Raw genomic sequence first — 20,925 nt, 5'->3', positions numbered from 1 at the left:
AAATAAATCAGCTGTTAGCGCTTAGCTTTTAGCACTTAGCCTAAAACAGCTGCTGATACTATATAAAACCGCTAAAAGCTGGTAGCTAACTGCTAATAGCTAGCTTAAATACTTTCCTACTATCGGCACCCTTCTTCCTACGCCGAAGGCTTTGGAAGATACGCGTATGATCGGACAGAACTGGTTGCGCTTATATTCGTTGGTGTTCACCAGCTTCAGCGTACGGGCCACCAGCTGCGGGTCAAATCCGAGAGCAACGATCTCCCGGGGGCCTTGCCTGCGCTCAATGTACTGGTACAGTATCCTATCCAGTACCGCATAATCCGGCAAGCTGTCCGAATCTTTCTGGTTGGGCCGCAGCTCTGCCGAAGGCGCCTTTTCTATGATATTGGCGGGAATGATCTCCTTTTCCCGGTTAATATACCTGGCCAGGGCATATACCTGCATCTTATACACGTCGCCCAGTACTGCGAGGCCGCCGGCCATATCACCATACAAGGTACCATAACCGGTGCTGAGCTCACTTTTGTTGGAAGTGTTCAGCAAAATATAACCGAATTTATTGGCAAGGGCCATCAGCAAATTACCCCTGATGCGCGACTGTGTGTTCTCTTCTGCCACGTTAAAAGGCAGTCCTCTAAAATAAGGATCCAGCGTGTCCAGGAAACTTTCGTAAATATTATTGATGCGGATGATGTCGTAAGGATTACCAATGTTCTTCGACAAAGCTACCGCATCATCTACCGAATGTTCAGTGGAATAAGGCGACGGCATCAGGATGGCTCTTACATTATCCTTGCCCAGCGCATCACAGGCAATGGCCAGTGTAACCGCGCTGTCTATCCCGCCAGACGATCCCAGGATAGCCTTTGTAAAGCCCATCTTCCTGAAGTAATCGCGGATCCCCAATACCAGCGCATTGTAGATACGATCAATATTATAATCAAAGACCAGCTCCCGTATGGGGTTGTGCTGGATGACCGGGGCAGGCTGTTTGGATGCCAGCAGCGCTTCGAGGTCTACCAGGTGCAGCGCTTCCTGGAAGTAGGGCATCTCTTTTACAATATTTCCCTGTGCATCGAAGATCAGTGACCCGCCGTCAAACACGATCTCTGTCTGCGAGCCTACCGTACAGCTGTACAGCATGGGCAATTTATATTTTAATACATTGGCGCGGATGATCTCTTTGCGGTCCTGGTCATGATCATAATCAAAGGGACTGGCGGAGATGTTGATCATCACATCCGGTTGCTGCAGTATCAGCTGGTCCATCGGGCAGATACGATACAGGGGGTTGTCCCCCAAATTCCAGATATCCTCGCAAACGGTGAGGGCCAGCTTCTTTCCTTTAAAGGGAATCACGTTCCATTCATAAGCGGGCTCAAAATAGCGGTACTCGTCAAATACGTCGTATGTTGGGAGCAGGGTCTTGTGCACTACATGCTTTACCTCCTGCTCATGCAGGAACCAGGCGGCGTTGAACAGGTCTTTTCCTTCACGCTGCGGGTTACGGGCCGGTGCTCCTACAATAACGGCTATACGGTCTGTATAAGCTTTGATGGTATCAATGGCCGCATAACATTTGGCGATAAAATCTTCGAATTCCAGGAAGTCCCTGGGCGGATAACCGCATACACATAGTTCGGAGAACACCACCAGGTCTGCGCCCATGGCAATGGCTTCCTGTATGCCACTGATGATCTTTTCCGTATTCAGTTCAAAATTGCCGATGTGATAATTCTGCTGCGCCAGTACGATCTTCATATCAAAAATTTAAAAGTACATGCCTAATCTCAGGGCAAAGCCGTTGAGGTTTACTTTGCCGTCATCCCATTTAGCATTGCGGGTAACGTCTACAAATCCGTTCTGGTAGCCCAGGCCTACCAGGGCCGTCAGCCTTTCCCCAGGGGGTATTCTATACCTGCGCCCAGTAAGAGGCCTGCGTTTATTTTATTGATATCGCCCAGGATACTTTCCTTCTCATAGCGCTGATCCAGGCTGGTCACATCTGCCCGGCCGCGGATGGGGAAACCCAGGTAGGTGCCGAACTGGCCCCAGAACGCGATACCATTATAAGCGGTGGTCTTCAGTTTGATGGTAGCAGGTATTTCAATATGCTGCAGCTTCATCACATATTCGCTGGGGTTCGTTTTAAAACGGTCCAGCCCCTTCCCTGCATCGTATTTCAATGTGCTGCCGCCCATGCTGATCTGCAGACCGGTGGCAAAAGCATAGTTGCCTTCTTCATTCAGCAAAAAGTCTACCATCAGGCCATAACTAAGGCCCAGACGTGTACCGGTACGGTCTGCTCCTGCCTCCTGCGGGTTCAGAATGGATATGGTAGGATCCAGCTTAAAGCCCAGCCGTACCCTGTCCATTGAAAACCGCTGCTGTGCCTTTGCTGCCATTCCTATGCCCAATAATGCCAGTATCCATACTGCCTTTCTCATAATTTTCTTTTTTTTAATACAAGGTAATGATATTTTTACCCGTCATTAATAAAAACGATGCAAAGGTACATCATTAAAATTTCGGGTTCATGCTGGCTGGCGTTATTGCTGCTGATGACATTCTCTGCCTGTAAATCACGCAAAAAGGCGCCAGACGTGAGCCATATACCGGTTTCCGTTAGCATAGCCCGCTTTGACCAGGACCTGATCCGGATAGATACCAGCCATGTGGCAGAAGGCCTGCAGGCACTGCAAACCCGTTATCCGGTATTCCTGCCCGCCTATGTGGAACATATCATGGAATTCGGCGCTTATAATAACAGTACCCGGCAGATTCCCGTACAAATGCGGCTGCTGCTGACGAACAAGGACTTCCGTTTCCTGCAGGAAACCGTTCAGCAAAAGTTTAGCCAACTCGCTCCGCTGGAGAAAGAGCTGGCTCAGAGCTTTCGCTATATGAAATATTATTTCCCCGCTTTTAAAACGCCTCAGGTGGTCACTTTTATCTCCGCTATCGGCAATTACGGAGCGGTAACAATAGACACGATCCTGGGCATAGGCCTCGATATGTACCTGGGTAACGACTTCCCGGTGTATGCCAATCTACCCGATTACCCGGCGTATATGGTACGCCGCTTCTCACCTGAATATATCACCACCAATTCCATCCAGGCATTGGCACAGCAACGTTATCCGCTGCCCGCTCCCGGCGCCAGGCTGGTAGAGCAGATGGTGGCGGCTGGCAAGCAGCAATACCTCCTGGAACAGGTATTGCCCGAAACACCGGATACCATCAGGTTGGGCTATACGAAAGACCAGCTTGGGTTCTGCCATGAAAATGAACGGATGATCTGGCAATACTTCATCCAGAATGAGCTCCTGTACAAATCAGACTGGCAGGAAGCCATGCACTTCATGGGCGATGGCCCTACCACGCAAGGCATGCCCGCGGGCGCTCCCGGCCGCATCGGTTATTTCGTGGGCTTACAGATCATCAGGAATTACATGGAAAAACATCCGGAGGTGTCCCTGCAGCAATTAATGGAAAACAAAAATCTGACGGAGATATTTAACGAAGCGAAATATAGGCCAAGATAAAAGTCGTTAGTCGTAAGTGGTTAGTCGTAAGTAAGAAAAGAAATAATACCCGCTGCCATCGCTAACGACCAACGACTGACAGCTAAGTGCTGTTAATTCAGTTTGAAAGGCACTACCATCTGGAACTCCGGTATCTTCACCTCAAACAGCTTCTTGTTCAGTTGGTTCTCCATCTGGTAGGTACCGTACATCTTGCCAATTTCTGTGCGGAGATTTGAGCCGGAAACATACTGGTAGCTTTCTGCGGGGGCCAGTAAAGGCTGAACGCCTACTACACCCTCTCCCTCTACTTCACGGTGAGTACCGTTAGAGTCTATGATATACCAATGCCGGCGAAGAAGTTTGATAGGGAAGGTATTATTGTTCTCTATAGTAATGCGGTAAGCAAACATGTACTCGCTTCCAACGGGATTGGAATAATCAGGCTGGTAGAATGTCTCCACGCTGATCGTGATACCTTCTGTAACCTTTTTTACCATAAGAACCTTTCCTTTAACGTAAAAATAAGGAAAATAAATCCAGTCGGGGTAAAATTTATGTGTTATACCAACACACTTTAACCACCCTTTAACATTAATTAACAGACGTTCAGCGAGGCTATACAAACTCAACCCCTGCCATTATGCCTGCATTATTTTCAGCCTCCCGGGCAGCCACTTCAAAGCGGTTTTGCTCGTAGCCATAGCGCCAGTAGTCCACCAGGTACAGCCATAAAAACCGCAGGAAGCCGTGTTGCCTGTACTGTCTCACATGACAAACTTCATGTCTTACCCAGGCTTCATCCCGCAGGAACTCCCCTCTGTTCACCCCGTGCAAATGGATGGTGCGGCCAAACACAATGGCTACCCGGGGCGCGCCCAGTTGACGGGCGGCTCTCCGGGCCAGCCAGGAATGTTCTTTAATACGGCACCTTATTTTTTCCAATCCTTTTTACCAAATAGCGAAAATCTCCGTGAAATGTTGAAACCCCAACGGAACTGGCCCTGTAACCAGGATGACCTTGTTTCAGGTATGAACTGGTTTTCCAGTATGGCCGTGGAGTTCGTAAAGTTAACACTAAACACGTGTCCGCCCGTTTCTATTTCCAATCCGGCGCCCAGCGGGTTGAAGAACTCAACACCCTGCGACTTGTAATAATCCTTGCTGCTTTGGCTGCGGAAGGGGTAGTAGTATTCAGCAATGAACGCCAGCCGTTTAGACAGCTTGATACGTCCGCTGCCGCCCAGTGCGAACATATTGTTCTCATCCATATAACCCACACGGTTACGGTGCACGTAGGTGGGAGATAAGGTAAGCGAGAGCCTTTCTCCGAACTTGCGGGCTAAAATCGCCTGCCCTACGTAGGTCATACGGTCGGTGAACTCTTCAAAATGAGCGGGAGAGGTCGCATCGTCGTTAGAAGACATGGTGCTCACGGTAACATTGCCGAATACGGTCAATGATATGGGAATATGATCATCCGTTGTTTGTCTCAAAATCCTGTACTTCGCCAGTCCTTCAAAGATCTGGGTCAGGTCGCCGGATCCTTTTGCCCGGCTGATGCCGATCATCAGGTCGTCTGTAATGCCATACTCAAAAGCGATACGGATGTCGGTAGAGTTGTCCAGGCCAAAAGCGGTCTTCCCCCCGCCAAAAGAGCCCCCTGCGTCGCCAAAGCGGTGCGCTACCCTGAAGTCCAGCTCGTGCTTCTTCAGGGTTTCATTAGAATGCCCCATGATGATACGGGTCGATTTAAAGGTGCCGATCACCGGCTGATGGCCGGTGGAATCCTTGAACATTTTGCTCAGATCGTCTTGCGCCTGGCTGGTCATGCACAGGCCGCAGCTAATCAGTAACAGACTTATCGCCTTCATAGATCTTTTGGTTTGTATAGCAGTTTAATTGTGATTAAGATAGCAGCCGGCTTATTTAGCGTATGTTGCCTTTACTGTTACTTCCACTACCTCGGCTATATTCTTGATCACCAGGGTAGGTATTTTTATCTTGTGGTCTACCAGTTTTACATTGAATTTGGAGGCAGACGTAACCTGGCCGCCCTGCACTGTGATGGTGCCTTTTTCGCGGTAGGTTTTATCTACTCCATGCAGTGACAGCACACCTTCTACGGTCACGTCATGCGCGCCATCGGTGCTGAGGTCAGTTCCGGCCGGTTCTACTACTTTTCCTTTGAACTCCGCATAGGGATACTTATCCGTTTCAAGGTAGTTCTCATTAAAGTGCTCCTGCATCAGCTTTTTCCTGAACTGGAAGGTGTTCACCGGTACCTTGAAGTACACGGCCCCTGTTTTCAGGTTGATGGCAGAAACGCCTTTGTCTGTTTTAGCTTCAATATCCTCCATTGGTGCGGATGAAAAGAAAGAAAAACTGGCATTACGACAGGAATAGATGTCCTGCGCAAAAACATTCACTGTTCCGAGTACAATACCCAGGATTAAAAGAATTCGTTTCATGCGTTCAAATAATTTTAGTGTAATCTCTCCAATGGCTAATAGCTGTTATTCCGGCATTCCTTTGTCAATCCAGCAGCTGATGGAGTCCCGTAAGCTCTGCCTCAGCGTGCCGCCGGGCGGCATGTCTGCCTGGGCGCTTAACACACGCAGGCGGAAAATGGTGGTGTTGGCTGATACGAAGCTCATAAACTTGGTCTTTGTGGAAAAATCGGCTCCCAGGGGCGCCGTACTTCCGCTATGACAACCTGTGCACCGGGACGAGATCGTGGCGTATACATCCGAACTGTTGATCACTACCGCGTCGCAACCACTCGGTTCCGGACCCGTGTCCGGCGCCGCGGCTTCTTTATTCGTACAACTGTAAATGGTCACTGCCAGCAGGCCTAACAATAAAAGATACGTCTTCATGTGTCTCAAAAAGGGTTTTAATGAACTGATGATTTATTTGTTTTTAATTGTTTAACAATAGTAATTTCACAAGTTGCAGGTCCGCTGCTGTTTGCTGGTGTATGGTGGCCTTTTCATGCTATACGTATTTTAATACGGAGGGCTTTTCATAATGGTTGCCTCATCAGTAAATAACGTTCGCCAATTTATTTAAATTATATTTTAAATACATTTGTAGATTATGAGTATCGACGAGTTATATAGTATCTACCGGGAAAATCCAGTTGTTCAAACGGATACACGTAAACTGAAACCAAACGATATCTTTTTTGCTCTCAAAGGGCCTAACTTTAACGGCAACACCTATGCGGAAACTGCCCTGGATATGGGCGCTGCACTTGCCGTAATAGATGATAAAGCATATTATACCCGGCCTGATAAAATGATGCTGGTGGAAGATGCGCTGCATACCCTGCAGGAACTTGCCCTGTGGCATCGGATGCAGCTGAATATTCCCATATTAGCCATCACCGGTAGTAACGGGAAAACTACCACGAAAGAGCTGGTCAGCACCGTGCTCGCGTCTACCTATAAAACAATCGCCACAGCAGGCAATCTTAATAATCATATCGGGGTACCCCTCACCCTGCTGAGTATCCCGCCCGATACGGAAATTGCCGTTATTGAAATGGGCGCCAACCATCAGCTTGAGATTGAGAGCTATTGCCGTATTGCCAGGCCTACACACGGTATCATTACTAATATCGGCAAAGCCCACCTCGAAGGTTTTGGTGGCGAAGAGGGAGTGCGGAAAGCCAAAGGAGAGCTGTATGATTTCCTGCGGGACCATGACGGCTCCGTTTTTGTTTGCAACAGCTACCCCTATCTGCTGGAAATGAGCAAAGGCATCATGGAAGTAGTTACTTATGGGGAAAAGGATGCCGACTGCACCGGGCAGCCCCTGGCTACATCAGCGTTCCTGGGTGTAAAGGTGACGAGCGATGATACCGTAGGCACACTGCAAACGCAGCTCACCGGAGCGTATAACTTCCCGAATGTAATGGCTGCAGTAACGGTAGGATTATATTTTAATGTACCAGGCGCCAGGATCAAAGCGGCAATAGAGCGCTATGTGCCTTCCAACAACCGCTCCCAGGTAGTAAAACAGGGTTCCAATACCCTGATCATGGATGCCTACAATGCCAACCCTTCCAGCATGCGGGCCGCTATTGAGAATTTTGCCGGCATCGAAGCAGAGAAGAAAGTACTGCTGCTGGGCGCTATGATGGAACTTGGACCGGATAGTGTGAAAGAACACCAGGCCCTGGTTGACCTGCTGCAACGTACTCACTGGCACGCTGTGGTACTGGTAGGGGGCGACTTCAGTAAAGTGCAACACCCATACCTGTTCCTGGAAAATGCTGCAGCGGCCGCTCAATGGCTGCAACAACAGCAGTTCACAAACACTTATATACTGGTAAAAGGATCACGCAGTATCGGAATGGAAAAAGTAGTAGCTTAGCAATAATTTTTGTAAAGCGCCAGATACTTAGATCCGGGCTTACAGCGTTATAAGAAGGCTATTTAAAAAAAGACCTGCAAGTTAAAAAACCCGCAGGTGTTCATAACCTATGCCAACTTTAGAGTTTCGTTTTTGAAGAAATACGCTTAATTACGACTTTCTTATATCTGTAAACACTCTCGAAAATTATTCTGGTTTTGTTTGAAAGCCCCTTCCGTTTCGCTTCCCATATACCTACTTAGGCTTTTGTTTTGCGAGGGCCCGCTACGCGGCTGTCTCTTCATTTCCGCCCTTCGTATACTTATTTACGAGGCTGATTCATGTTTGGATTTACTAAAATGGAAAATTTTTCATCACAAACAATCAGCTGGTTATCAACTCAATAACAAATATTCGTCCAAAAGTAAATCCCTCGTATATTATCCGGTTTTAATGCGATAAAAACTGCGTTTTTCACGGTACGATTTCTTGCGTCATCTCCTGAGAAAAATGGCTGCCTACCATCGATCATATACGTATACGATTTGCCGCTTATGCTTGCTCCTGGCACAATTCAACTAATACGCCGTTGGTGTCTTTCGGGTGCAGGAAGCAGATCAGTTTATTATCGGCGCCACGCTTGGGCTTGTCTTGCAGGAGCGTGAAACCCGCAGCCGCCAGGCGTTGCATTTCTTCCTCAATATTGTTCACCTCGAATGCAATATGATGCATACCCGCCCCTTTTTTTTCAATAAACCGGGCGATAGCACTGTCTGGCCCCGTAGCCTCCAGCAGCTCTATCTTGGTTTCTCCCTGCCTGAAAAAAGCAGTCTGCACCTGTTCACTTTCCACTATCTCCGTTTTATAACAGGGACTATTCAACAATTTCTCGAATAAAGGCACTGCATCCTTGAGCGAAGCGACCGCTATACCAATGTGTTCAACTTTTAACATGCAAAGTTTTTTAGATCCGGTAAGTTCATAAAAAATCCGGAATCCCATAGAGCCATTCTATCCGCCTATCAGATATATAGATGAGGAGCCGGGGGAAAAATTGTAGTTTAATAGTAAATTTGTGAAGATTGCCTTCTTAATATAAAGAATTGTATCTATATGCTGAAGCTGCCTGTTTATCTGGACAATAACGCTACTACTCCCTGCGATCCGAGAGTGGTGGAAGCCATGTTACCATATTTCACTGAAAACTTTGGTAACGCAGCCAGCCGTAATCATCCCTTCGGATGGGCGGCAGAAGAAGCAGTGGACTATGCCCGTGAACAGGTGGCGAAACTGATCGGCGCTGATCCAAAAGAGATCATTTTCACTTCAGGCGCTACAGAGGCTGATAACCTCGCTTTGAAAGGCGTGTTCGAAATGTATGCAGCCAAAGGCAATCACATCATCACCACTGAGATAGAGCACAAAGCAATACTCGATACCTGTAAACACCTGGAGAAACTAGGCGCTTCCATTACTTATCTCAAAGTGAACCATGAAGGACTGATCGATCTGAAAGAACTGGAAGCAGCCATCACGCCCCAAACGATCATGGTGGCGGTAATGTATGCCAACAATGAAATAGGCGTGATCAATCCTATCCGCGAGATTAGCCACATCACCCGCAAACACGGCGTGCTGTTGATGACAGATGCTACCCAGGCTGTTGGTAAAATACCGGTGGATGTACATAAAGACGGCATAGACCTGCTGGCCTTCAGCGCCCACAAAATGTACGGGCCCAAAGGCGTAGGCGCGCTGTACGTGCGGCGCAAATCGCCCCGCGTAAAGGTAACCGCCCAGATGGACGGCGGCGGCCACGAAAGAGGCATGCGCTCCGGCACCCTGAATGTGCCCGGCATCGTTGGCTTTGGTAAAGCCTGCGAACTGGCCCAACAGGAAATGGAAGCCGAGGGCAAACGCCTTTCCGTACTGCGCGATAAGCTGGAAAAAGCGCTGCTGCAGCTGGAAGAATCGTACGTGAACGGCTCTGCCACCCAACGTTTACCACACATGACCAATGTCTCTTTTAAATACGTGGAAGGCGAAGGCCTGATGATGGGCTTTAATAAAAATATTGCCCTTTCTTCCGGCTCTGCCTGTACCAGCGCATCCCTCGAGCCCAGCTATGTGCTGAAAGCTTTAGGCCTCGGCGATGATTTGGCACACTCTTCGCTTCGTTTTGGGTTGGGACGCTTTACCACAGAAGAGCAGATCGATTACACAATCACAGCAGTGACCGATACAGTGAACAAGCTGCGCGAAATGAGCCCACTGTGGGAGATGTTCAAGGACGGGGTGGACCTGAACTCCATTGAATGGGCGCACCATTAAAATTTTTGGTAGATAACATAGCATTAATAAACAGAACTGCTGGCTGAAAACTTTTAGCTATTGACCATATCCGAAAAAAGCTAAAAGCTTTTAGCTGACAGCTAAAAGCACAAACAAATGGCTTACTCAGAAAAAGTGTTGGATCATTACAACAATCCAAAGAATGTGGGCACGCTGGACAAAAGCAAGAACACGGTAGGGACCGGTCTGGTAGGCGCGCCTGAATGCGGCGATGTGATGCGTTTGCAGATAGAGGTGGATCCCGCCACACAGGTAATTACCGATGCCAAATTCAAAACCTTTGGCTGCGGCTCTGCCATCGCTTCCTCTTCCCTGGCCACAGAATGGCTGAAAGGCAGGACCGTGGAAGAAGCCGTGCAGATTGACAACATGGACATCGTGGAAGAGCTGAACCTTCCCCCGGTAAAGATCCACTGCTCCGTGCTTGCAGAAGATGCGATCAAGGCAGCGATCAACGATTACCGTAAGAAGAACGGCCTGGAAGAACTGAAGTTTGAAGAGAGCGCAGTACACTGATCCGGCCCTTAGCTTTTAGCCCCTGGCTGTTAGCATGATGCAACAGCTGGAAGGCTATCTGTCTTACGCTATCCTATGAGATCACCTGCACTTATTCTCCTGTTTCAATCCCCCAACAATGCTTTGTTTCCCTATATCTGCTCCATAACAGGCGGTATGTCCTTCCTTTCCCCTAATTCTTCCCCCTAAGAAAAATAAGAGCAAGAATTCCAGCGTTCTAATATATTTGTACTTTTAATAATTCTTATGCTAGCCATTTTCAGAAAGGAAATACACCAGTTCTTCAGCAGTATCACCGGTTACGTGGCCATTATCCTTTTTCTGCTGGCAAATGGATTGTTATTGTTCGTATTTCCGGATACCAACCTGCTGGACTTTGGTTACGCCAACCTCGATCCCCTGTTCGAGCTGGCGCCCATTATATATTTGCTGCTGATACCTGCCATTACCATGCGCAGTTTTGCAGACGAGTTCCGTTCCGGTACCATAGAGCTGCTTAGCACCAAACCACTCTCCTGGTGGCAGATCGTTTTGGGCAAGTACTGGGCCAGCACCCTCATCGTGCTGATCTCCCTGCTGCCTACTGCCGTATATTACCTGGCCATCCACCAGCTCAGCACTGCTCCGGTACACCTCGATAACGGCGGTATCGCCGGCTCATACCTGGGCCTTCTGCTGCTCGGCGCTGTATTTACCGCCATCGGCATATGGGCCTCCTCCCTCACTACCAACGCCGTAGTGGCTTTCCTGGTAGCTGTATTCACCTGTTTCCTTTTCTATAACGGTTTTGACGCACTGAGTAAAATACCCGGCTTTTCAGGCGGCGCAGATTATTATCTGCAGATGGCGGGCATCAAGTTCCATTATACCTCCATCAGCAGGGGAGTGGTAGACAGCCGTGACCTGGTATACTTTGCCAGTGTGATCATCCTGATGCTCTACCTCAGCAGAACATCCCTCCAACGCCGTGTATGGCAGGGAGTAAGCAACCGAAAAAAATATTTCCAGCGGGCCCTCGCCGTGCTGGCCATACTGATCGGCGTTAACGTGCTGGCGGCATATGTACATGGCCGTGCAGACCTTACCGCCGAAAAAAGATATACCCTGGCGCCCGCCACCAAACAACTGCTGCGCAATCTAGACAGTACCGTTACCATCGAAGTGTTCCTTAAAGGCGATTACCCGGCTGCTTTCCGGCAGCTGGCCCAGTCTACCCAGGAACTGCTGGAAGAGTTCAGGGAATATGGCGGCAATAACATCCGCTTCTCCATCCTGAACCCGGGTCAGGGTCTTACCGACTCTGCCCGCATGGCTTTTCAGCAACAGCTGGTAGAAAAAGGCATCATGCCCTTTAACCTGCAGGTACAGCAGGAAGCCAGCGAAGGCTATAGCGAAAAGCTCATCTTCCCCGGCGCCCTCGTGCATTATAAAGACAAAACAGTCGGGGTGAACCTGCTGAAAAGCCAGGGCGGACAAGACCCGCAGGCAGCCATGGGCAATTCCGAAGCCCTGCTGGAATACCAATTCGTGAATGCGATCTATAAACTGCAGCAGCAACACAAACCGCTCATCGGCTATATGCTGGGCAATGGCGAATCACTGGGAGCAGAAGTGTACGATGCACTCACCACCGTGCAGGGCAATTACGCGCTGGACACGATCTCTTTACAATACAATTCGCATATCCCGAAAGATTTTGATCTGATCCTGTTTGCCAAGCCGATCAGCCGTTTTTCAGACGATGATAAGCTGAAAATAGACCAGTACATTATGCATGGCGGTAAGGTGATCTGGTTCCTGGATGTGCTGAACGCCAGCATGGACAGCCTCCAGGACAAGAACAGCTTCATTGCATTTGACCGCGGACTGAACCTGGAAGACCTGCTCTTCCGCTACGGCGTAAGGGTGAACCCTGATCTGATACAGGACCTGCAATCCGATATCGTACCGCTGGTAGTAGGCAATGTAGGCAACAAGCCGCAGATCCAACCGGTGCCTTTCCCCTACTTTCCGCTGCTCTCACCCACCGGCAACCATCCTATTGTAAAAAATATGGACCTGGTGATGAGCCGCTTTACCAGCTCTATAGACACTATTAAAGGCGGAGATATTACCAAGACCATCCTGCTCACTTCCTCCCGCAGCAGCCGCCGTGTGAGGATGCCCGCAGAGATCACCTGGGAAAGTATCCGTACAAAGCCCAACCCGCGTGAGTTCCGCGAATCATTCATCCCAGCTGCCGTATTACTGGAAGGCCGTTTCCCTTCCCTGTTCCGCAACCGGCTTGACCGGGCGCAGCAACAGGCTATTACACAGGCATCCGGCCAGCCCTTCCTGGACGCTGCCGCAGCACCGGGAAAAATGATCGTGGTAGGTGATGGCGACATCATCTCCAATGCCGTTTCCCGCAAAAACGGCCCGATGCAGATGGGCATCAACGCTTTTAATCCTGACTACGTATTTGCCAATAAAGAGTTTTTCCTCAACTGTCTCGAATATCTTACCAACACCGCAGGCATTATGGAAACCCGCAACAAAGAAGTTACGCTGCGCCTGCTGGATGCCGCTAAAGTAAAGCAGGAGCGGACGAAATGGCAGCTAATCTGCTTCGTGGTTCCCGTCGGCCTCATCCTGCTGTTTGCAATGGTGTTCCAGTTTATCCGCCAGCGCAGGTTTGAATAGTCCGTAGTTGCTGAACTATGGACTATTGACTATATCCATTATCTTTGCTGTTCACTAAACAACAACCGGCTGCATGACACCCACACAGTGGACGTATCTGATCTTTGGCATTGTTATCGTCCTGGCCCTGATCTTTGATCTTGGTTTACTTAGTAAAAAATCCACCACTATCTCTATTAAAAAAGCCCTCATTCAAACCAGCTTCTGGGTTGGCCTTTCACTTGCATTCTTCGGATTTGTATGGGTTGAGAACGGTTCTAATATCGCTGTCAGCTATCTCAGCGCCTACCTGATGGAATGGTCGCTTTCTATTGACAATATCTTTGTATTCATCCTCATATTCGGATTCTTTAAAGTAAAAGAAACCAGCTACGCACGCGTGCTGCTCATTGGTATCATGATGGCCATCGTGTTCCGCGCTATTTTTATCACCATCGGCGCTGCGCTCATCGCTAAATTCTACTGGATCCTTTACATCTTCGGCGCTTTCCTGGTATACACCGGTGTAAAGATGTTCGTAGTAGACCAGCACGACGATTTCAAACCTGAAGAGAACATCGCCTATCGCTTTATGAGCAAATACATGCGGATCTCGCATGAAGAGCCACACGGCAGGTTCACCATTAAAAAAGGCGACAAAATATATTTCACCACCCTTGCCATCGTTGTGGTAATGCTGGCAGTAACAGATATCATCTTTGCACTGGATTCCATACCCGCAGTGTTTGCCATTTCACAGGTGCCGCTGGTGGTGTATACCTCCAATATTTTTGCCGTTCTGGGCCTTCGCTCATTATTCTTCCTGCTAAGGGGAGCGGTAGACAAGTTCGATTACCTGCAGCAGGGCATCGCCATTGTACTTGTATTCATTGGCCTTAAAATGCTCGCAGAGATCATTCACTTCCATATGCCCGTATATGTATCCCTGATCGTGATCGTATTATGTTTGGGCGGCTCTATCCTGTACTCTATCTTCCATCAGAAAGAAGGAGTACCGGAAAAGCTGGAGGCAGAAAACCATGCAAAAGAGCATTCGGCTAAAAGCTAAAAGCCAGCAGCTAACAGCTAATTCAAACTATGTACAACGCAGCAAATATCAGTAAGATCCTGAAGGGGGAGCTTTTACAGGACAGAGGATTTCCGGAGATAGCGCATATTTTGCTGGACAGCAGGAAACTGATCTTTCCTGAGACCTCGCTTTTTATTCCATTGGTAAGTACCCGGCGGAACGCGCACCAGTATATCCCCGATCTGTACGAAAAGGGAGTGCGCAATTTTATTGTCAGCGAGCATCTGCCGCTTGATCAGTATCCTGAAGCCAATATCATCCTGGTGAAAGATACCATGCAGGCATTGCACGCACTGGTAGCCTGGCACCGCCATCAGTTCCATATACCGGTGATCGGGATTACCGGCAGCAACGGCAAGACCATTATCAAGGAATGGCTGTACCAGCTGCTGGAAAAAGACTACAACATCGTTCGCAGTCCCAAAAGCTATAACTCGCAAACAGGGGTGCCCCTGTCTGTGTGGCAGATGCGGCCCGAACATGAACTGGCCATTTTCGAAGCAGGTATCTCCCAGCCCGGTGAGATGGAGCATCTTGAGAAGATCATCCGCCCCAGCATTGGTATCTTCACCAACATCGGCGAAGCGCATAATGAAGGCTTTCTCACCGTACGGCAAAAGATCAACGAGAAGCTGGTGCTCTTCACCAAAAGCGATATCCTCATCTACTGCAAGGATTATCTTGAACTGAATGAGTGCGTGCTCAACTTCCATACCCAGATCGGTAAAAGGGATAACCAGGAAGGCCTTCAGCTATTGGCCTGGTCGCGCAAAACAGATGCAGACCTGCGCATTATCAGTGTAGACAAGGATCAGACCCACACCCGCATTGATGCATTGTACAAAAATGCGCCCCTGTATATACGCATTCCTTTTGTAGATGAAGGCTCCGTAGAAAACGCCATCCACTGCTGGGCGCTCATGCTTTACCTGGGCACAGAACAAAGCGTGATACAGCAACGGATGGACCAGCTGGGCAATATCGCCATGCGCCTGGAGCTGAAACAGGGCATCAACAACTGCTCCGTTATCAACGACAGTTACAACTCAGACCTGGGCTCACTTACCATTGCACTGGATTTCTTACAGCAACAGCAGCAGCATCCCACACGCACTGTTATTCTCAGCGATATCCTGCAAAGCGGCAAGAGCGACGCTTCCCTGTATGAAGAAGTAGCCGGCCTGCTGCAGAAAAAAGGCATCAACAAGTTCATTGGCATCGGTAAAAATATCAGCCGTGAAAAAAAGAGCTTCCAGCAGGTAGAAGGATTGAAAAACCATTTCTTCCTTACCACAGAAGCGTTTATACAGCAGTTCAACCCGCAGGACTTCCAGCACGAGACCATCCTGCTTAAAGGCGCCCGCATCTTCGAGTTTGAGCGCATCGGCAAATTGCTGGAACAGAAAGCGCACCAGACCATACTGGAAATAAATCTCAGCGCACTGGCCCACAACGTAAAACAATACCAGTCGCTGCTGAAACCCTCAACCAGGCTAATGGCGATGGTAAAGGCCTTTTCCTATGGCAGTGGCAGTTTTGAAATTGCAAACCTGCTGCAGTTCCATGGTGTAGATTACCTGGCCGTAGCTTATGCAGATGAAGGTGTGGAGCTCAGAAGGGCCGGTATCACCATGCCCATTATGGTTATGAACCCCGAACCCAGCTCTTTTGGCGCCATCCTCCAATGGAACCTGGAGCCGGAGATCTACTCCCTTCACCTCCTGCAGCTGTTTGAAGAAGAAGTACGGGTGGCCGGTAAAACGGATTTTCCCATCCACGTGAAGCTGGACACCGGTATGCACCGCCTGGGCTTTGAAAGGAAAGACATCCCGGCCCTGGCCCTGATGCTCACCGAGAGCGGCAGGCTGAAAGTGCAGTCCATCTTCAGTCACCTGGCGGCCAGTGAAGATCCCGCGAAGGATGCCTTTACACAGCAGCAGGGCCGCCTGTTCTTTGAAATGAGCCATGAACTGCAAAAAGCCCTTGGCTACACCAGTATCCGTCACATCTCCAACAGCGCTGCCATACACCGCCATCCTGACCTGCAGCTGGATATGGTGCGCCTGGGCATCGGTATGTACGGTATAGACAACGGCGAAATGCAGGAAAAGCTGCGGAATGTAAGCACGCTCAAAACTACGGTGGCCCAGGTAAAAGAGCTGCAGGTAGGAGATACTGTAGGCTACGGCGCTAAATGGATCGCCACAGGTCCTTCGGTTATCGCCACCGTTCGTATAGGCTATGCTGATGGCTATCCCCGCTGTCTCAGCAATGGCGGCGGCCAGATGCTGATCCGCGGCCAGCTGGCGCCTGTTGCCGGAGTGGTGGCCATGGATATGCTGATGCTCGATGTTACTCATATCCCGGAGGTAACAGAAGGCGATGAAGTGATCGTTTTTGGCCAGGATCTGCCCGTACAACAGCTGGCAACCTGGGCGAACACCATCCCCTATGAGATCCTGACCGGGATCTCCCAAAGGGTAAAAAGGATCTATTTTGAAGAATGATCCTGCCCCCACTTTAAATAAAACTGTTATTTTTGAGAAAATTATAACGCAGATAACCGGATGAAATACCGTCACGTAATATTCATAGTCGTACTGATCCTGTTCATTGACCAGGCCCTGAAGTTTTGGATCAAGACCCATATGTACATGCAGCAGGAATTTATCATCTTTCCTAACTGGTTCCGTATACATTTCATTGAGAATGAAGGGATGGCCTATGGACTTAAGTTCGGCGGCGATTTTGGTAAGATCCTCCTGACGCTCTTCCGCCTGGCCGCCGTGGTGATCGGTTTCTGGTATATGAAAAAGCTGGTGCGCCAGCACTTCCATACCGGCCTGCTGATCTGTGGCTCCCTGATACTGGCCGGCGCTGCGGGTAACCTGATAGACAGCATGTTCTATGGCATCATCTTTAGCGACAGCACCTATGATATCGCCCGCTTCCTGCCCAAAGAAGGCGGTTACGGGCCTTTTTTACACGGTAAAGTGGTAGACATGCTCTACTTCCCCATCTATGAAGGCTACCTGCCTAAATGGATCCCTTTCAAAGGCGGGGATTATTTCATCTTCTTCCGCCCGGTGTTCAACATCGCGGATGCCGCCATTTCTACCGGCGTTATCACCATCCTGCTCTTCCAGAAGCGTTTTTTCAGCAAACATATCGAAACTGAATCCACTCAGAATGAGCCCGTTGTAAACGGCGCAGTGGAATAAGATATATCCGTCATTTTCAAAGCAGAAGGGTTTGAAAGTTTAAAAATTTAAACGTTCAAACCCTTCTGCTTTCTACCCCTTCCTATCATTTCAGGACTTTTTTTCCCACTTGCTTTGAAAAATAAATTCCTCACACTACATTTGTCCACAAATTCTATAGACTAATATGGTTATGCTAAAGAGATATTATATCAGCCGGTTTGTTCACCGATGTTGTTGCAGGTGAAGTCCTTTCCCCCTTCGCACCCACAGCTGGTTCACACAATCAATCTTTATCCACCAAATAAAAAATCATGCAGATCACTAAACGTCTACAAAATATATCCCTATGGCTGCTCTTGCTCCTGCTGCCCGCACTGTCGCAGGCCCAAAGCGCTACCCTTATTGAAATATCAGGTAAGGTGACCGACCAGAATAAGGCGCCCCTGCCAGATGTCAGCATACAGGTAAAAGGTACCGTATCCGGTACCATCACTGATAAAGCGGGCGACTTCAAACTGCGTACCCGGTCCAAACTGCCCTTCACGCTGGTGATCTCCTCCGTTGGCTTTCAACAGCAGGAACTCGAGGTGAAAAGCCTGGGAGAGAACCTCCAGATAGCCCTCGCCACCCAAACAGTGCTGGGCCACGAAGTGGTGGTAACCGCCTCCCGCGTATCTGAAAGCATCCTGAAATCGCCTGTGGCAGTAGAAAAGCTGGACATCCGCGCCATCAAGGAAGTGGCCGCGCCCAGCTTCTATGATGCGCTGGAAAACGTGAAAGGCGTACAGATGCTCACCTCCAGCCTTACCTTCAAAGTACCCAATACCCGCGGTTTTAACGTTCCCAATAACTTCCGCTTCCTGCAGCTGGTAGACGGCGTGGATATGCAGGCGGCCACCCTGGGCGTTCCCCTGGGTAACGCCATCGGCCCCACTGAGCTGGATATTGAGTCTGTTGAGATCACCCCAGGCGCAGCATCTGCGCTTTACGGCATGAACGCCATCAACGGCCTGGCCAACCTGCAAACCAAAAGCCCTTTCAGGTACCAGGGTTTAAGCATATACATGAAAGGTGGGGTGAACCATGTGGATGGAAAGGACCGGGACCCGAGCTTTCTCCGCGAAGGCGCTATCCGCTATGCCAAAGCATTTAATAATAGATGGGCCTTTAAAGTGAACTTCAGCGCCATGAAAGGCACCGATTGGGTGGCCAACGGCCTTACCGATCAGAACCCGCAGAACCTGCCCACCGCCAACCCGAAATACCCGGAGCTGTCCGGCGATAACAACCCGGCCAAGGACCAGTGGAGCCGCTATGGTGATGACCGCCAGGCCAGGCAAGCCATCACCATTACCCGCAACGGTAAAACGGAAACCTTCAACGTGGCCCGTACCGGCTACCTGGAAAAAGACCTGATCTACCCCGATGTACGTAACATCAAGGCAGACGGAAGCCTCTTTTACCGCATCAACGATCACCTGGAAGCGTCTGTTGGTTACCGTTACGGCACTATGGACGGCGTATTCCAGCGTGGTAACCGTATCCAGCTGAAAGGCGTCACCGTACAGAATTATAAGGCAGAACTGAGAGGAGATAACCTGCTGCTGCGGGGTTATATCCTGAAAGAAAATACCGGTCACTCCTACAACCTGAACCCATTGGCCTACAGCCTTGACCTGAGCCATGCCAGCAATGCCGACTGGGGCGCTAAGTTCCAGGGTGAGCTGCAGTCACAGGTGAATGGCGGGGCCGACCTGGTAACTGCCATGGCCCGCGCAAGAGCCGCCGCTGATGCAGGCCGCGCCGAACCCGGCACACCGGAATTTGAACAACTGAAGAATACCATCGTCAATTCCAATAACTGGGATGTGAAATCTGCTTCCCTGCCCAACGGCGCTCCCAATGGCGGCGCAGCGGTATGGCAGTACAGCACCACCTATCACCTGGATTTCCAATATAATGTTAAACAGGTCAAATGGGCCAACATACTGGTAGGTGCAGACTATCGCCGTTATGCGGTAACGCCTGACGGTAATACCTTTGTTGACTTCTCCCGTCCGTTGGACCAAAGGACCATTGCCGACAAGAACGGCTCCTTCGGTAACAAACAGTATTATACCAAATACGGCGCATTTGGACAGATCACTAAACTGTTCTTTAACGATAAGCTAAAGGTCTCTGCCTCCGCCCGTGTAGACCGCAACCCGGAGTTCAGCACCAAATTTAACCCGCGTATAGCTTTAGTGTATACGGTGGCAGAGAAACACAATTTCAGAGCCTCTTTCCAGAATGGCTATCGTTTCCCGGCACTGTTTGAAGCGCTCTCCTTCCTGAACAACGCCAGCGTGCGCAGGGTAGGCGGCCTGGCCCGTGTAAACGATGGCATCGGCTTCCTGGAAAATTCCTACACCCTGGCTTCCTACGATCTCTTCACCGCCGCGGTGAATGCAGACAGGGCCAACGGCCTGAGCGCCCGCGACGCTGCCATCAGGAACAGGGACGTATTGCAGGTGGCCAACCTGCCTGTAATGCAACCCGAACGCATCAACTCTTTCGAAGTAGGTTACAAAAGCGTACTGCTGGATAATAAGCTGATCCTCGATTTCGATGCTTATTACAACTCCTACAAGGGCTTCCTGGGCCAGGTAGAAGTGGCCGTGCCCACTACCGGCAAAGTAGGCTCGGATTCCGCTGTATACGACATGCTGACCCGCTCCAGGCAGAGCCGCTACCGCGTATATACCAACGCCAAGAATACCTATAACAGTTACGGGTCTTCACTCGGTGTTACTTATATCTTCTACAAAAAGTTCACCGTTTCCGGCAACGCCAACTACAATAAGCTGTCAGACAATCCCAACCCGGATATCTTCCAAACCGGTTTCAATACCCCCAACTGGGTGACCAACGTGTCTTTCAGCAACCGGGAAGTGGTAAAAAACCTGGGCTTCAACGTAGTATGGCGCTGGCAGAACAACCTATACTGGGAAAGCACCCTGGCTAACGGCAACGTACCTGCCTATTCTACTATAGACGCCCAGGTGAACCTGCGGATCCCTAAACTGAACGCCACTGTGAAAGTAGGAGGCAGCAACATATTGAATCACCGCTATATACAGTTCGCCGCCGGTCCTACCATCGGAGCGCTGTATTATACATCCATTACGCTGGACGGCTTACTGAAATAGCACGCCTACACTGCAGAATGGTATCAGAA

Annotated in this window: 17 protein-coding genes; 9 read left to right on the top strand and 8 right to left on the bottom strand. The window is 49.6% G+C overall.

The features are described 5' to 3' along the window. Positions 1–99: 99 nt before the first annotated feature. Positions 100–1,764 (bottom strand): NAD+ synthase, encoded by a 1,665-nt coding sequence (locus ACR9Y8_RS20270; protein ID WP_481215072.1) that lies wholly within the window; start codon positions 1,762–1,764, stop codon positions 100–102. A gap of 128 nt (positions 1,765–1,892) precedes the next feature. Next, a complete protein-coding gene (locus tag ACR9Y8_RS20265) occupies positions 1,893–2,450 on the bottom strand; it encodes a porin family protein (RefSeq protein ID WP_481215071.1) in 558 nt (185 codons plus the stop codon). Between the two features lie 57 nt (positions 2,451–2,507). On the opposite strand from ACR9Y8_RS20265, the gene gldB reads away from it, so the two are divergent. Further along, entirely contained in the window at positions 2,508–3,548 is a 1,041-nt protein-coding gene (gene gldB, locus ACR9Y8_RS20260) for a gliding motility lipoprotein GldB (protein WP_481215070.1), read from the top strand. Between the two features lie 92 nt (positions 3,549–3,640). Here gldB and apaG read toward each other — a convergent pair whose 3' ends face one another. From apaG to ACR9Y8_RS20235, 5 genes are all read right to left on the bottom strand, one after another. Continuing rightward, positions 3,641–4,027 (bottom strand): Co2+/Mg2+ efflux protein ApaG, encoded by a 387-nt coding sequence (apaG, locus tag ACR9Y8_RS20255; protein ID WP_481215069.1) that lies wholly within the window; start codon positions 4,025–4,027, stop codon positions 3,641–3,643. A 118-nt stretch (positions 4,028–4,145) separates the two neighbouring features. Beyond that, a complete protein-coding gene (locus ACR9Y8_RS20250; RefSeq protein ID WP_481215068.1) occupies positions 4,146–4,472 on the bottom strand; it encodes a DUF4157 domain-containing protein in 327 nt (108 codons plus the stop codon). Continuing rightward, positions 4,460–5,401: a DUF5777 family beta-barrel protein gene (locus ACR9Y8_RS20245; RefSeq protein WP_481215067.1), complete on the bottom strand. Its 942-nt coding sequence runs from the start codon at positions 5,399–5,401 to the stop codon at positions 4,460–4,462. Before ACR9Y8_RS20245 ends, ACR9Y8_RS20250 begins: the two co-directional genes overlap by 13 nt. Before the next feature lie 51 nt (positions 5,402–5,452). Then, positions 5,453–5,998 carry a YceI family protein gene (locus tag ACR9Y8_RS20240; RefSeq protein WP_481215066.1) on the bottom strand — a complete coding sequence of 182 codons (546 nt, stop codon included), beginning with the start codon at positions 5,996–5,998 and terminating at the stop codon, positions 5,453–5,455. 45 nt (positions 5,999–6,043) lie between these two features. Continuing rightward, positions 6,044–6,406 (bottom strand): hypothetical protein, encoded by a 363-nt coding sequence (locus tag ACR9Y8_RS20235; RefSeq protein WP_481215065.1) that lies wholly within the window; start codon positions 6,404–6,406, stop codon positions 6,044–6,046. A gap of 220 nt (positions 6,407–6,626) precedes the next feature. Here ACR9Y8_RS20235 and ACR9Y8_RS20230 point away from each other — a divergent pair, with 220 nt between their 5' ends. Further along, positions 6,627–7,907: a UDP-N-acetylmuramoyl-tripeptide--D-alanyl-D-alanine ligase gene (locus ACR9Y8_RS20230; RefSeq protein ID WP_481215064.1), complete on the top strand. Its 1,281-nt coding sequence runs from the start codon at positions 6,627–6,629 to the stop codon at positions 7,905–7,907. A 531-nt stretch (positions 7,908–8,438) separates the two neighbouring features. On the opposite strand, the gene mce is transcribed toward ACR9Y8_RS20230, so the two are convergent. Beyond that, positions 8,439–8,840, bottom strand: a complete 402-nt coding sequence (mce, locus tag ACR9Y8_RS20225; protein ID WP_481215063.1) for a methylmalonyl-CoA epimerase — start codon at positions 8,838–8,840, stop codon at positions 8,439–8,441. A 159-nt stretch (positions 8,841–8,999) separates the two neighbouring features. Here mce and ACR9Y8_RS20220 point away from each other — a divergent pair, with 159 nt between their 5' ends. From ACR9Y8_RS20220 to ACR9Y8_RS20190, 7 genes are all read left to right on the top strand, one after another. Next, positions 9,000–10,217 carry an IscS subfamily cysteine desulfurase gene (locus ACR9Y8_RS20220; protein ID WP_481215062.1) on the top strand — a complete coding sequence of 406 codons (1,218 nt, stop codon included), beginning with the start codon at positions 9,000–9,002 and terminating at the stop codon, positions 10,215–10,217. A 117-nt stretch (positions 10,218–10,334) separates the two neighbouring features. Next, positions 10,335–10,754 carry a Fe-S cluster assembly scaffold IscU gene (gene iscU / locus ACR9Y8_RS20215; protein WP_481215061.1) on the top strand — a complete coding sequence of 140 codons (420 nt, stop codon included), beginning with the start codon at positions 10,335–10,337 and terminating at the stop codon, positions 10,752–10,754. A 246-nt stretch (positions 10,755–11,000) separates the two neighbouring features. Continuing rightward, a complete protein-coding gene (gldG, locus tag ACR9Y8_RS20210) occupies positions 11,001–13,436 on the top strand; it encodes a gliding motility-associated ABC transporter substrate-binding protein GldG (protein ID WP_481215060.1) in 2,436 nt (811 codons plus the stop codon). Positions 13,437–13,509: 73 nt separating this feature from the next. Then, positions 13,510–14,484 carry a TerC/Alx family metal homeostasis membrane protein gene (locus tag ACR9Y8_RS20205; RefSeq protein ID WP_481215059.1) on the top strand — a complete coding sequence of 325 codons (975 nt, stop codon included), beginning with the start codon at positions 13,510–13,512 and terminating at the stop codon, positions 14,482–14,484. A gap of 29 nt (positions 14,485–14,513) precedes the next feature. Then, positions 14,514–17,012: a bifunctional UDP-N-acetylmuramoyl-tripeptide:D-alanyl-D-alanine ligase/alanine racemase gene (locus ACR9Y8_RS20200; protein WP_481215058.1), complete on the top strand. Its 2,499-nt coding sequence runs from the start codon at positions 14,514–14,516 to the stop codon at positions 17,010–17,012. A gap of 60 nt (positions 17,013–17,072) precedes the next feature. Then, on the top strand, positions 17,073–17,726 hold the full coding sequence (locus ACR9Y8_RS20195) for a lipoprotein signal peptidase (RefSeq protein WP_481215057.1): 654 nt from the start codon (positions 17,073–17,075) through the stop codon (positions 17,724–17,726). Between the two features lie 293 nt (positions 17,727–18,019). Beyond that, entirely contained in the window at positions 18,020–20,896 is a 2,877-nt protein-coding gene (locus ACR9Y8_RS20190; RefSeq protein WP_481215056.1) for a TonB-dependent receptor, read from the top strand. Positions 20,897–20,925 lie beyond the last annotated feature (29 nt).

The organism is Chitinophaga sp. SVR4-12A, from assembly GCF_056754765.1.
This window is presented reverse-complemented; position numbering and strand designations above follow the sequence as displayed.

What these genes read in the sequence shown, in the direction of transcription:
- ACR9Y8_RS20270 (WP_481215072.1), bottom strand. Translation starts at nt 1,764, where the DNA reads ATGAAGATCGTACTGGCGCAGCAGAATTATCACATCGGCAATTTTGAA.
- ACR9Y8_RS20265 (WP_481215071.1), bottom strand. Translation starts at nt 2,450, where the DNA reads ATGAGAAAGGCAGTATGGATACTGGCATTATTGGGCATAGGAATGGCA.
- gldB (WP_481215070.1), top strand. Translation starts at nt 2,508, where the DNA reads ATGCAAAGGTACATCATTAAAATTTCGGGTTCATGCTGGCTGGCGTTA.
- apaG (WP_481215069.1), bottom strand. Translation starts at nt 4,027, where the DNA reads ATGGTAAAAAAGGTTACAGAAGGTATCACGATCAGCGTGGAGACATTC.
- ACR9Y8_RS20245 (WP_481215067.1), bottom strand. Translation starts at nt 5,401, where the DNA reads ATGAAGGCGATAAGTCTGTTACTGATTAGCTGCGGCCTGTGCATGACC.
- ACR9Y8_RS20240 (WP_481215066.1), bottom strand. Translation starts at nt 5,998, where the DNA reads ATGAAACGAATTCTTTTAATCCTGGGTATTGTACTCGGAACAGTGAAT.
- ACR9Y8_RS20235 (WP_481215065.1), bottom strand. Translation starts at nt 6,406, where the DNA reads ATGAAGACGTATCTTTTATTGTTAGGCCTGCTGGCAGTGACCATTTAC.
- ACR9Y8_RS20230 (WP_481215064.1), top strand. Translation starts at nt 6,627, where the DNA reads ATGAGTATCGACGAGTTATATAGTATCTACCGGGAAAATCCAGTTGTT.
- mce (WP_481215063.1), bottom strand. Translation starts at nt 8,840, where the DNA reads ATGTTAAAAGTTGAACACATTGGTATAGCGGTCGCTTCGCTCAAGGAT.
- ACR9Y8_RS20220 (WP_481215062.1), top strand. Translation starts at nt 9,000, where the DNA reads ATGCTGAAGCTGCCTGTTTATCTGGACAATAACGCTACTACTCCCTGC.
- iscU (WP_481215061.1), top strand. Translation starts at nt 10,335, where the DNA reads ATGGCTTACTCAGAAAAAGTGTTGGATCATTACAACAATCCAAAGAAT.
- gldG (WP_481215060.1), top strand. Translation starts at nt 11,001, where the DNA reads ATGCTAGCCATTTTCAGAAAGGAAATACACCAGTTCTTCAGCAGTATC.
- ACR9Y8_RS20205 (WP_481215059.1), top strand. Translation starts at nt 13,510, where the DNA reads ATGACACCCACACAGTGGACGTATCTGATCTTTGGCATTGTTATCGTC.
- ACR9Y8_RS20200 (WP_481215058.1), top strand. Translation starts at nt 14,514, where the DNA reads ATGTACAACGCAGCAAATATCAGTAAGATCCTGAAGGGGGAGCTTTTA.
- ACR9Y8_RS20195 (WP_481215057.1), top strand. Translation starts at nt 17,073, where the DNA reads ATGAAATACCGTCACGTAATATTCATAGTCGTACTGATCCTGTTCATT.
- ACR9Y8_RS20190 (WP_481215056.1), top strand. Translation starts at nt 18,020, where the DNA reads ATGCAGATCACTAAACGTCTACAAAATATATCCCTATGGCTGCTCTTG.